Raw genomic sequence first — 12601 nt, 5'->3', positions numbered from 1 at the left:
TGTTTCACTTCTACACATGAAGGAGCAGTACGGCATGCGCGCGCCCGAGCGGATTCCCGGCGGAACGTTCCCTCCCGACATCAAGGCGTTGCACGGGGGATTGTCCTCCGCGGCCGCGGAGTTCCTGGACTTCGCCGAGCGCGTTCCAGAGACCTTCGCGCGGCACCATTTCACGCCGAGCGAGGCGTCGCCGCTCTTCCCTTATCCGCTTCACGCCTGGCCCCTCTTCATCGACGGCGCGGCGGTATCGACGATGCGGGAGATGGCCACGGGCTTGTGCCGACTCATCAAACGCGCACCTCGGCGACTGCTCGGGGACGCGGCTCGCGCTGCGGCCTGGTATGGGCTCTCCCAGGAGCGCGCCAGCGTGGCGCTGGACTCCCTCGCGCGCACGGACGACGCGCGGGGCGCCATCAGCCGGGGGGACTTCATCCACGATGGCACGGCCCTGAAGTGCCTGGAGTTCAACCTGACGGCGGGCGTCGGTGGCTGGGAGACGGCCTTCCTGGTCCAGCAGGTCATGTCGCAGCCCGCGATGCACCGCTTCGCCACCGAGCAGGGGCTGCGCATCCGTCAACCCCGCACACTGCGCGACTTCTTCGCCAACATCGTGACCTGCGTGCGCCGCGACACCGAGTGGGAGGGCGAGTGCAACATCGGCATCCTCTTCCCTCCGAGCGGCCTTCCAGCGCCGGCGCTCGCGGAGCAGGCGTGCGGGCTCTTCACCGGCCAGCTCATGGAGCTCCTTCGGCCGGAGGGTGCACGGGGCGAGGTCTTGATGACGACCTACGGCGCGGTGAAGAGCGCCGAGGGACACCGCCTCACCACCCAGGGCAAGCGGCTGCACGCCGTGGTCGAATATGAAGCCAGGGATCGCCTCCTGATGGCGGGCCCGGAGTTCATCGCGAACGCCCAGGCCGCCAGCTCCGCCCGCGCCATCAGCCTCTTCAACGGCCCGGCGCAGGACGTGCTCGACGACAAGCGCAACCTCGCGCTCCTGTCGGAGCATGTGACGTCGTCCCTGCTGTCTCCCGAGGAGCAGGCGCTGGTGCGCCACCACGTTCCCTGGTCTCGCCGCGTCGAACGGGCCCACGTCGAGCGCGGAGGCGAGCGCGTCTTCCTGCCGGACCTCCTGTCCTCCCGGCGCGAGGAGCTGGTGCTCAAGGCGGGGCGGGACTTTGGTGGCGCCTCGGTGTTGCTCGGGGAGTCGACGCCCGCGCCGGAGTGGGACGAGGCCGCGCGCGAAGCGCTCGATGATGGCGGCTGGGTGGTGCAGGAGCGGGTGCGGTCCGCTCCCTTCCAGTACTCGGGACCCGACGGCGTGGTGACGCCCCACAGCGTCATCTGGGGCCTCTTCGTCCTCGGTGAGACCTACGGCGGCCACTCGCTGCGCGTGTGCCCCATGGGGAAGGGCACCGGCGTCGTCAATGTCTCGCAGGGCGCGATGTTCGCCGCCCTCATCGAGGTGGAGTGAGCCGCCGGCCTCCGCGTCACTGCTCGCGGAACTCGCGACCGAGCGTCTGCTGCTTGCGCATCTTCTTCACCGCGCTCACCGCGATGGAGGGGATGAGCCTGGGGCCGATGCGGGCCAGCATGGACCACGTCCACCACCAGTAGTTGGTGGCGATGGCGTCCTCCACCGTGTACACGCGGTGCCACCAGCCATAGGGCAGGTAGAGAATCTCTCCGGCCTCCAGGACGAAGTCGTAGTCCGGAAGCTTGCCCGCGGGGAGCTGGTCCGGCTGGCCACCATGCGGCGTCAGGTCATGCGAGCTCATCACCGACCAGGGGTGGCTGAGCTTCGCCGGCTTCAGCTCCACGTCTCGTGACGGCGCGTACAACTGCCACTGCTTGCGGCCCACCATGACGGCGTGCAGGTTGTGCGCGCGGTCGAAGTGGAGCTGGGTGAACGTCCCCTTCGGCCCCATGAAGAAGAGCTGCTCGGTGAGACGCCGCTGCACGGCGTACTCGTCGAAGCGCACGTCGCGGTGCAGGGCGGGGAGGGTGCGGAACAAGTCGTTGCCGATGAGGTAGCCCGGCGTCTCCTCGCCCTCCTTCCCCTTCACCTTCAGGGACGCGACGTAGTCCTTCATCGTCATCTTCCGCACGCGGCCCACGCGCTCCACGTCGCCAGCGGGGCGGGCGTTGTAGCGCAGCCACTCCACGGGGACGCTCACGTCGCCGTACTGCTGGGTGAACCAGTCGAAGGACCACCGCTCCGCGGCGGGCCAGCCCTTCATGGCATCGGTGAAGATGATGGGCTTGTTGTTGGCTTCCAGGCCCTCGTAGAAGGCCCGGCGGTTGTCGAGCGGCATGCGCTCGGGGACGAGGGGCGTGACGACATCCCGTGGTGCGGTGGCGGTGCTCATGACTGCTCTCCTGGGTGGCGCGTCACGCCGCGGTGTCTTCGGCCTTGGCCGGAGGGCCGTCTCGCTTCAGGCGCTCGAAGTTGTTGTCGATGCCGTGGCGCACGTCCGCCAGCATGTGGATCTCGAACTCCTGGAACGCGAACGACGGCCACGCGCGCAGCAGCGTCAGCAGCGATTCGTGCGAGTCGGCGTTGACGATACACAGCCCCATCTTCGGCAGGACGTAATAGGCACAGTCGATGGTGCCGTCCTGGAGGCGGGCGCCCACCCAGTCGCGGACGGCGCGGTTGAGGGCGATGGGGTCGGGGGGCACGGGGCCCGACGTACGGTCCTTGACGTAGATGAGGTACTTCATCTGGGCAGCTCCTTGAGAAGGGTCAGCGAGATTGCGCGGGCCGCGACTTCGCGAGGCTCCGGCGGATGTTCTGCAACAGGCCGCGAGGCGTCTGCCGCAGGAAGAAGTGGTCCCCCAGGAACGTCTGGGTGGAGAACGCGCCCGAGGTGAGCTGACGCCACGCCTCCGTCGCGTCCTCGGGGACGTAGTCGTCGAAGCCTCGGAAGGCGGACAGCGGGCAGACCAGGGCGGGGCCCGGCTTCCACGTGTAGCCCTCGCACACGGCGGTGTCCGCCAGCAGGGTGGTGCGAATCAGCTTCAGCAGCTCTTCGGCCATGTCACCCGACACGGAGATGGCCTCGCCCATGCGCCGCGCCTCGGACGCGTCGATGTCGTGGGTGATCGCCGTGGGCGGGTGGGCCCGCAGCGTCTGGGGCGCGCGGTAGCTGGCGACGAAGAGGTGCAGCGGCGTGGGGAGTCCCCGCTCGCGCAGGGCTCGCGTCAGCTCGTAGGCGAGCAGCGCGCCCATGCTGTGGCCGAAGAGGGCGAAGGGCTTGTCCGCATGCCGCGCCACCACCTCCACCAGGAAGTCGACGACCGCGGGCAGCTCGCGCAGGGGCGGCTCACGCAGCCGGTTCTCCCGGCCAGGGAGCTGCACCGGGCAGACCTCGATGTCCTGACCCAGCTCCGCCTGCCAGGTGCGGAACAGCGAGGCGCTGCCTCCCGCGTGGGGCAGGCAGAACAGCCGCGCCCAGGCGGTCGGCTGCGGGACGTGGAAGGCCAGCCACTCCACCGCGGCCAGCGCCGAGGTCGATGACACTTGCGACGTCATGAGTGCACCTCGCGCCGTGCAACGGGGGCTTCAATCCGCTGATGGGCGGGAAGGTCGATGAGCTTCTGGTACACGACGCGGTTGGCGGCCACCATGCGCGGCAGGCCGAAGAGCTCCACCACGCGCTGCTGACCGGCCTGGCCCATGCGCTTCGCGCGCTCACGGTCCTCCAGCAGGGCGAGCTGCGCGTCGGCGAGCGCCTCGATGTCCACCTCGCGCGGACCGCCGGGCTCGCCGGGAAGCACCGGGACGAGCATCCCCGTCTTCTCGTGCTCGACAATCTCCGCGGGGCCACCGGAGCGCGTCGCCACGAGGGGAAGGCCGGACGCCATGGCCTCGATGGCCGTGTAGCCGAAGGGCTCGTACAGCGAAGGCACCAGCGCCAGGTCGGAGATGCGGTGCAGCAGGCCGAGCTGACGGCGCGGCAGCTTGCCCAGCAGTTTGATGCGATGGCGCAGGTGCGCGTAGCGCTGGCTCAACCCCTGGACCATCTGCGTGGACTCGCGCGAGTCGGTGCCACCCGCCAGGAGGAAGCGCACCTCGGGACGCTTCGCGAGCACGCGCTCGGCGGCGGCGAAGATGGCGGTGATGCCCTTCTGCGGATGCAGCCGGCCCGTGTAGAGGACGACCGGGTCCTTGGGCGTGGCCACCGTGGCGCGCAGCCGGGCGTACTGCTCGGGCGTGTGCGAGGGCTGGAGGAACGGCCCCGCGTCCATGCCGCAGTGGATGGTGTGCAGCAGCGACGCCGACAGGCCGTAGGTCTCCCGGATGAGCTCGCTCATGGACTCGCTCACCGAGATGACCGGCGTCGTCCCGTCGTAGAAGCTGCGCTCCTCCTCGAGGATCTCCGGGTCGGGCGTCTGGCCCCACCAGCGCTCGGCGGGCTCGGAGATGTAGTGGCTGGTGCCCAGCACGGGCACGCCGGCCTCGCGGCCCAGCTCCCGCGCGGCGCGGTGCGTGTGCCACTGGTGGAAGTGGATGAGGTCCGGCTGCTCCTCGCGGATGCGCTCACGGCCATGGTGGAGCAGGTCCTCGTTGAAGAGGCGGATGCCGCCCACGAGCGACAGTTGCGCCGCCTGCGAGAGGCTGCCCCGGCTCGGGGGGACCATGTGCACGGTGAGCTGCGGCTCGCGCAGCACGGCCGGCTCGCCCGGGGTGTACGCCACGACGGTGACCTTGCAGCCGCCACGCGCCAGCCCTCGGGCCAGTTCGTAGACGTAGGTGCCTACGCCGCCGGCCACGTTCGGCGTGTACTCCATGGCCAGGATGAGGACCTTCAGGGGGGTGGAGTTGGGGAGTGCCATCGGCTGTTTCTCGAAAGGGGTGTGGAGCGCGACTAGCGACTGACCGCGACCTCTTCGGGGGTGAGCTCCGTCAGCATCCTCAGCAGGGCTTCGACTTCCGGGTCATCGTGGCCGGGGCTCTGGCGCTGCTCGGCCACCAGTGACGCGAGGCGGGCGACTGTCGGTGCCTCGAACAGGGACTGCAGGGGCACGGTGAAGCCGAAGGTGTCTCGCAGCCGGCCCACCACCGTGGTGGCCAGCAGCGAGTGTCCGCCCAGCGCGAAGAAGTCGTCGTTGAGGCCCACCGGTCGCACGCCCAGCACGTCCTCCCAGATGCGCGCCACCGTGCGTGCATCCTCGGTGTCGGGCGACACGTACGGCGTGGCCAGCGCGGGGCGCGTGTAGCCCGCGGACGCCGCCTCTTCATGCTCCCGGGCCTCGGGTGCTCGCTCCGGTGCCAGGGATGCGCCCAGCGCGCGGTGTCCGTCCGGCGACACCCAGTAGCGCTTGCGCTCGAAGGGGTAGGCGGGCAGCGGCACGCGAAGGCGCCGCTCTCCTCCGTGGAAGGCCTCCCAGTCCACGTCCACGCCCGCCATCCACACCTGTCCCAGCGCGCCCAGCAACACGGCCGCGTCGGGCTGCCGCGTGTCGGGGTGGCGCAGCGAGGTGATGGTGGTGGGGACCTGCGCGAGCGCGCCGGGCTGCGCCGCGAAGGTGGACAGCGCGCGACCGGGACCGACCTCCAGCAACACCTGCGCGGGCCGCAGCAGCCCGAGCCCCGCGGCGAAGCGCACGGGCTGGCGCAGGTGACGGGCCCAGTAGCCCGGGTCCGTCGCCTCGGCGGCCGTCACCCAGGTGCCGGTGACGTTGGAGATGTAGGGCACCTGGGGCGCGGACAGCTTGACCTTGCGCACGCGCCCGGTGAACGGCGCGAGGATGGGGTCCATCATCGCCGAGTGGAACGCGTGCGAGGTGTGCAGCTTGCGGCACTGGATGCCGCGCTCCTCGAGGCGGGTCTTCACCGCGGCCACCGCGTCCTCGGGGCCAGCGACCACCGTGAGCGACGGCGCGTTCACCGCGGCCACGGACACCCGCGCATCCAGCAGGGGCGCCAACGCCTCCTGCGAGAGCACGACGGAGAGCATGGTCCCCGGAGGAAGCTCCTGCATGAGCTTCCCGCGCGCGGCCACCAGCGCCAGCGCATCCGGCAGGCTGAAGACCCCCGCGAGGCACGCGGCCACGTACTCGCCGATGCTGTGGCCAATCATCGCCTCGGGCTTCACGCCCCAGCTCATCCACAGCTTCGCCAGCGCGTACTCGATGGTGAAGAGGGCGGGCTGGGCCAGCCGCGTCTGCTGCAACTGGCGCTGCGCCTCCTCGGCGCGCTCGGGGGAAGGGAAGAGGACGTCGCGCAGGTTCAGGCCCAGCTCGGGGGCGAGCCGGGTCGCGCAGTCATCCACCACCGCGCGGAAGGCGCGCTCGCTCTCGTAGAGGCCCTGGGCCATTCCCGCGTACTGCGCGCCCTGGCCGGGGAACATGAACACGGTGGAGCGGCTCGTGCGCTCCTCGGTGACGGACAGGTGCCGCGTGGGGTCGAGCAGGGCCGCGAGCGCGTCCTCTCGTCCCTGACAGACGATGGCGCGGCGCTGCGTGTGGCGACGCCTGCCCACCTGGAGGGTGTACGCCGCGTCCGCGGGCTCCAGGCCCGGGTTCGCGCGGAGGTGCTCCGCCAGCCGCTGCGCCTGCGTGTTGAGCGCGGTGGAGCTGCGCGCGGAGAGCAGCAGGAGCTGGTGCGCGCGGGTGGCCCGGACAGGCGCGCGAGCCGGCGGCTCCTCCAGGATGACGTGGGCGTTGGTGCCGCCCATGCCGAAGCTGCTCACGCCGGCGCGCCGGGGCCCGTGGGCCGAGGCCTTCCACTCGCGCAGCGCGGTGTTGACGTAGAAGGGACTCTCGCCCCAGGGGATGTTGGGGTTGGGCGCCTCGAAGTTGAGGCTGGGAGTCAGCTTGCGGTGCTTGAGCGACAGCGCCGTCTTGATGAGGCCCGCCACGCCCGCGGCCGCGTCCAGGTGGCCCACGTTCGGCTTCAGCGAGCCGATGGCGCACGTGCGCGGTCCCGCCGCTTCGTCGCCGAAGGCCCGGGTGAGGGCCTGCACTTCAATCGGGTCGCCCAGCGCGGTGCCGGTGCCGTGCGCCTCCACGTAGCCGATGCTCGCGGCGGACACGCCCGCGGTGCCCAGGGCCTCGGAGATGACGGCGGCCTGTCCCTCGACGCCCGGCGCGGTGTAGCCCACACGCGCGGCGCCGTCATTGTTCACCGCGGAGCCCTTGATGACGGCGTAGATGGGGCTGCCGTCCGCCAGCGCGTCCTCCAGCCGTCGCAGCGCCACCACGCCCGCGCCGCTGCCGAAGACGATGCCCTTCGCCTGCGCGTCGAAGGTGCGACATCGACCATCCGGCGAGAGGATTCCACCTTCCATGAAGCGGTAGCCGCCCTGGAGCTGGAGGTTGATGGACACGCCTCCCGCGAGCGCCACGTCGCACTCATGGTTGAGCAGGCTCTGGCAGGCGACGTGGACGGCGACGAGCGACGTGGAGCACGCGCTCTCCACGTTGAAGCTGGGGCCTCGCAGGTCCAGCTTGTAGGAGACCCGCGTGGTGAGGAAGCTGCCCGCGTTGCCCAGGTTGAGCTGGAGCGGGTCCGAGGTGCGCAGCAGCTCCGAGTTCCCCATCAGGTTGAGCAGCAGATAGGTGCTCAGCGCCTGTCCGCCGAAGACGCCCACCAGGACGTCCTGGGACGGCGCTCCCTGGCCCGCGTCTTCCAACGCCTCCAGCGCGCACTCCAGGAAGAGGCGCTGCTGCGGGTCCATCACCTCCGCCTCGCGCGGCGTGTAGCCGAAGAAGGCCGCGTCGAAGCCCGTCACGTCCTCGAGTCGCGAGGCGACCTTGATGAAGTGCGGATCCTTGAGCACCTCCGGGGGCAGGCCGGCCTTCAAGACGGCTTCATCCGAGAGCGGCTCGATGGCCTCCACGCCGTCGCACAGGTTGCGCCACAGCTCCTCGAGGCTGCGCGCGCCCGGGAAGCGTCCGGCCATGCCGGTGATTGCGATCTCCATGCCCGTGTTGCCTTCCGACACGCTGAATCCTCCCCCTCAATGACCGGACTGGCGGCGCTGCATCTGCTCCCGGCGCCGCGCCCCACGGCTCCTCCGGTCGCTGGTGTTCGTCGTCGGGGCCTGCTCCTGCCCTCGGGTCAGCAGCCGTGCCATGGCGCTCAACGTCGGATTCTCGAAGAGCGCGACGACGGGGACGTCCGTGCCGAAGCGGCGCTTCACCTCGTTGATGACCTTGAGGCCAATCAGCGAGTTGCCACCCAGCTCGAAGAAGTTCTCGTGCAGCGACACGCTCTCCACGCCCAGGAAGCGCCGCCAGATGTCCGCCAGCTCGCGCTCCGCCTCGTCCATGGTGGCGAGCACCGCGCGCTCCACCGGGGCCGAGTCATCCGTCTGGGCCGGGCCCATCAGGTCCTGGAGGAACGAGGCGCTGCGAGCCATCGCCGCCCGCAGGTCCTGCGTGGACACCACCACGTGCGTGGGCATCTGCGCGAGGACGCGCTCGAACACGTCCACGCCCTCCGCGGGGGACAGGGCGTGGGCGAGCATCGCCTCGCGCAGCGCGCTGGCCCCGTCGGGGAGCTGCGTGGTGACGGCCTGGCCCACCTCGCGCCAGGTGTCCCAGCCCAGGGAGACCACCGGCAGGCCTCCCGTCGCCGAGGCGTGGTGGGCGAAGGCGTCCTGGAAGGCACACGCCGCGCAGTGGTCAATCTGCCCGGGCTCGGCGGTGAACGCGGTGCGGGACGAGCACAACATGAGGAAGTCGAGCGGCATGCCGCTCAACAGCTCGTTCAGCACCCACGTGCCCTGGAGCTTGGGGCGCAGGACGTCCTCCACCGCCTTCCGGCCGCGAAGCTGCGCCAGTCCGCCCGCGGGAACACCCGCCGCGTGGATGACGCCGTGGAGGGTGCCAAAGGTCTCTCGCGTGCGGCGCAGCACCTCCGCCATCTGCCCGAGGTCGCCCACGTCCGCCTGGAGCACCAGGACCTCGGACCCGAGCGCCTCCAACACGAGGACCCGGCGGATGCGCTGGCTCACCGTGTCCTGTGCGTCGTGCGTGGCAAGCCACGCATCCCAGGCAGCGCGCTCCGGCAGCGCGCGGTGGCCCACCAGCACCAGCTTCGCTTGCACCTTGCGCGCGAGGGACTCCGCCAGCACCAGGCCGATGCCACCCAGGCCACCGGTGATGAGGTACGTGCCGCCCGAGCGCAGCCGCGTCGGAGTCCCAGGCTCGTGAGGCGTGAGGCGCGCGGACTCGAGCGCCTGCTCCCAGCGCTGGGCCCCTCGCAGCGCCAAAGCGCCGTTGGAGGAGGCCGCGCACACCTCGCCCGCCAGCCGTGCCGCCAGCGTCTGGAGTTCCTTCGGTCCCTCGGGCAGCTCCACGTCGATGCTTCGACACGTGAGGCCCGGGACCTCGTGGGGCAGCACGCGACATGCGCCCAGCAGCGTGGCCTTGGAGGGCGCGAGCGCCTCGTGCCCGCTGACGGCCTGCACCCCCGTGGAGACCACGGTGAGGTGCACCTGTCCGGGAGTGCCCTGTCCGCCCAGCGCCTGCGCGAGGAAGAGCAGGCTGAGGAATCCGGTGTCCTGGGCGCGCTCGATGCCGGCCAGTCCCGTGACGGCGGCCTCCGTGCTCCACAGGTGGATGATGCGCTCGGGCTTCGTCCCGTCCTCGGCGAGCGCGGCCATCAGCGCCGCGTAGGAGTCCGCGCGGCCCGGGTTCACTTCGTAGTCTCCGTCCTCCAGGCGGCGGAAGTCGGGGCCCTGCTTCACGCGGGTGACGCGGCCACCGGTCTCCATGAGCCGCGCGGCCAGCGCGTCGCCCAGGCCTCGCTCGTCGACGAAGAGCAGCCAGTGTCCCAGCGTGGCGGCGGGCGGGCGCGGGGCCAGCGTCCGCTTCCACGACGGCAGGTAGAACCAGTCGGAGGCGTCCTTGTGACGCGCGAGCGAGGCCTCCGCGCTCACCATGGCGCTCCTCGGCTTCGGCTCCAGCCAGTGCCGCTTGCGCTCGAAGGGATAGGTGGGAAGCACCACGCGCCGACGCTTCTCGCCGGCATGCAGCCGATTCCAGTCCACCGGCACCCCCGCCACCCAGAGACGGCCCAGCGTGGTGAGCACGAAGCGCAGGTCCGAGCCGGGCTCGCGAGGCGCGCGCATCGACGTGAGCACCACCGCTTGTTGATCGCGCTCCAGTTGCAGGCGCGCGAGCGAGCCCAGCGTCCGTCCAGGGCCCACCTCCAGCAGCACGCGCGAGGGGTCCTCCATCAAGCAGCGCAGGCCGGGGCCAAAGCGCACCGTCTGGCGGAGGTGCCGCACCCAGTAGCTCGGATTCGTCGCCTCCTCCTCGGTCACCCACGTCCCCGTCACGCCGGACACGAAGGGCAGCTTCGGAGGCAGCAGCTTCAGGCGACCGACGAACGAGGAGAACGCCGGAAGGATGGAGTCGATGAGATGCGAGTGCGCCGCCACGTCGATGTGGACGCGCCGGTGTTCGATACCCCGCGCCGCCAGCTCCGTCGAGAGCGCGTCGACCGAGGCGGTGTCGCCCGCCACCACGCACTGCGTGGGGCCGTTGACGGCGGCCACGGACAGGCGCTCGTTCAAGAGGGGCAGCAGCTCCTGCTCGGACAGGGCCACGCTCACCATCGCGCCCGAGGGGAGCTGCTCGAAGAGGCGACCGCGCTCCGTCACCAGCGCCAGCGCGTCCTCCAGCGAGAAGACGCCCGCGAGACACGCGGCGACGTACTCGCCCATGCTGTGGCCAATCATCGCCTCGGGCTGGACGCCCCAGGACTCCCACAGCTTCGCCAGCGCGTACTCCACCGTGAAGAGCGCGGGCAGGCCCACGGACGGGCGGGGCAGGGGCGCCGAGGCGTCCGACTCACCCGGCGGATAGAGCACCGCGCGCAGCGACGGCCCCCCTCGTCGCTGGTGCAGGGCGGCGCACGCGTCGAAGGCCTCGCGGAAGGCGGGCTCCTTCTCGTACAGCTCCTGCCCCATGCGCATGTGCTGGGCACCGCCGCCGGGGAAGAGGAACACGACGGGACGCCCGCCATCCTTCGCCATGCCGGTGAAGACCCGCTCGGGAACGCCATCCGTCAGCACCGTGGCCGCGTCCTGGCCGTTCTCGCAGACCATGACGCGCCGATGCGCGAACGCCTTGCGGCCGAGCTGGAGCGTGTAGGCCACGTCCGCCAGGTCCTGCTCGGGATGCGCGCCCAGGTGCGTGGCCAGGTTCTGCCCGAGCGTGTCCAGCGTGCCCGGCTTCTTCGCGGAGAGCGCCACCAGCTTCCAGGACCGCGAGGGGCCGGACGGAGGCGGCGGAGGCGGCGCCTCCAGCAGCGCGTGCGCGTTGGTGCCGCCGATGCCGAAGGAGCTCACGCCCGCGTGGCGCCGGTGGCCCTTCGGCTGCCAGTCCTTCAGGGTCGCGTTCACATAGAAGGGGCTCTGAGCCCAGTCGATGTTGGGGTTGGGCGTGCGGCAGTGCAGGGTGGGAGGGATTTGCCCGTGCTCCACCGTCAGCGCCGCCTTGATGAGGCCGGCCACGCCCGCCGCCGCGTCCAGGTGGCCGATGTTCGACTTCACGGAGCCGAGCGCGCAGAAGCTCTTGGCCTCGGTGCCCGCGCGGAACGCGCTCGTGAGCGCGGAGACCTCCACGGGGTCTCCCAGCAACGTGCCGGTGCCGTGCGTCTCCACGAAGCCCACCGTGTCCGGCGTCACACCCGCCAGGGCGTGCGTCCGGGCGATGACCTCCGCCTGCCCCTCGGCGCTGGGGGCCGTGAAGCCGAGCTTCGAGGCGCCGTCGTTGTTGATGGCGGTGGCGCGGATGACGGCGTGGATGTGGCTGCCGTCCGCGAGCGCGTCCTCCAGCCGCTTGAGCACCACCACGCCCACGCCGCTGCCGAAGAGGGTGCCCTGGGCCTCCGCGTCGAAGGGGCGACAGTGCCCGTCCGGTGATGCGATGCCGCCGGGCTGGTGCACGTAACCGGTCCGCTGGGGCATGTCCACGGACACGCCCCCCGCGAGGGCCACGTCACACTGGAAGCCGAGCAGCGCCTGACAGGCCAGGTGCGTGGCGACCAGCGACGTGGAACATCCCGTCTGCACGTCCAGGCTCGGGCCCTTGAGGTCCAGGTGGTACGCGAGCCGCGTCGCCAGGAAGTCCTTGTCGTTGCCAATCATCACCTGGAAGCTGTCGCCCGATTCGAGCAGCTCCGGGTGGGTGTGCAGGTTGAAGAGCAGGTACGTGCTCAGGCTCGTGCCGGCGAACACGCCCACCGAGCGCGTCTCCGTGTCGAGTCCGTGAGCCGCGTGCTCCATCGCCTCCCAGGCGCACTCCAGGAAGATGCGGTGCTGCGGGTCCATCAGCGCCGCCTCGCGAGGCGAGTAGCCGAAGAAGCCCGCGTCGAAGGCGTCCACGTTGTCCAACACCGCCCCGGCCCGGACGAAGCCTGGCTGCTTCAACCGCTCCTCGGGGACGCCCCGCGCGCGCAGCTCGTCGTCCGTGAAGAAGCGGATGCCCTCCACGCCGTCGCAGAGGTTGCGCCAGTACGTCGCCACGTCGGGGGAGCCCGGGAAGCGGCCCGCCATGCCGACGATGGCAATGGCCAGGGCATCGCCCTCATTCAGGTTGGCATCGCTCATGTCAGTCGGAGAACTCACATCGAGGAAGA

General features: G+C 70.9%; 7 protein-coding genes. 1 reads left to right on the top strand and 6 read right to left on the bottom strand.

All coding sequences use genetic code 11. The annotated features are described in order from the left end of the window. The first annotated feature begins 16 nt into the window (after positions 1-16). Positions 17-1474 (top strand): hypothetical protein, encoded by a 1458-nt coding sequence (locus HUW62_RS01675; RefSeq protein WP_255203168.1) that lies wholly within the window; start codon positions 17-19, stop codon positions 1472-1474. 16 nt (positions 1475-1490) lie between these two features. On the opposite strand, the gene HUW62_RS01670 is transcribed toward HUW62_RS01675, so the two are convergent. From HUW62_RS01670 to HUW62_RS01645, 6 genes are read right to left on the bottom strand one after another with little or no spacing between them, the layout of a single operon-like run. Next, on the bottom strand, positions 1491-2369 hold the full coding sequence (locus HUW62_RS01670) for a cupin-like domain-containing protein (RefSeq protein ID WP_176433362.1): 879 nt from the start codon (positions 2367-2369) through the stop codon (positions 1491-1493). 22 nt (positions 2370-2391) lie between these two features. Then, on the bottom strand, positions 2392-2724 hold the full coding sequence (locus HUW62_RS01665) for a hypothetical protein (RefSeq protein ID WP_163870840.1): 333 nt from the start codon (positions 2722-2724) through the stop codon (positions 2392-2394). 22 nt (positions 2725-2746) lie between these two features. Then, on the bottom strand, positions 2747-3535 hold the full coding sequence (locus tag HUW62_RS01660) for a thioesterase II family protein (RefSeq protein ID WP_163870841.1): 789 nt from the start codon (positions 3533-3535) through the stop codon (positions 2747-2749). Then, positions 3532-4839 carry a glycosyltransferase family 4 protein gene (locus HUW62_RS01655; protein WP_163870842.1) on the bottom strand — a complete coding sequence of 436 codons (1308 nt, stop codon included), beginning with the start codon at positions 4837-4839 and terminating at the stop codon, positions 3532-3534. Before HUW62_RS01655 ends, HUW62_RS01660 begins: the two co-directional genes overlap by 4 nt. Positions 4840-4871: 32 nt before the next feature. Further along, entirely contained in the window at positions 4872-7952 is a 3081-nt protein-coding gene (locus tag HUW62_RS01650) for a type I polyketide synthase (protein WP_368670320.1), read from the bottom strand. Between the two features lie 15 nt (positions 7953-7967). Next, positions 7968-12572 carry a type I polyketide synthase gene (locus HUW62_RS01645; RefSeq protein WP_176433361.1) on the bottom strand — a complete coding sequence of 1535 codons (4605 nt, stop codon included), beginning with the start codon at positions 12570-12572 and terminating at the stop codon, positions 7968-7970. Positions 12573-12601: the final 29 nt, after the last annotated feature.

Source organism: Myxococcus sp. AM011 (assembly GCF_013372595.1).
Taxonomy (GTDB): domain Bacteria; phylum Myxococcota; class Myxococcia; order Myxococcales; family Myxococcaceae; genus Myxococcus; species Myxococcus eversor.
This window is presented reverse-complemented; position numbering and strand designations above follow the sequence as displayed.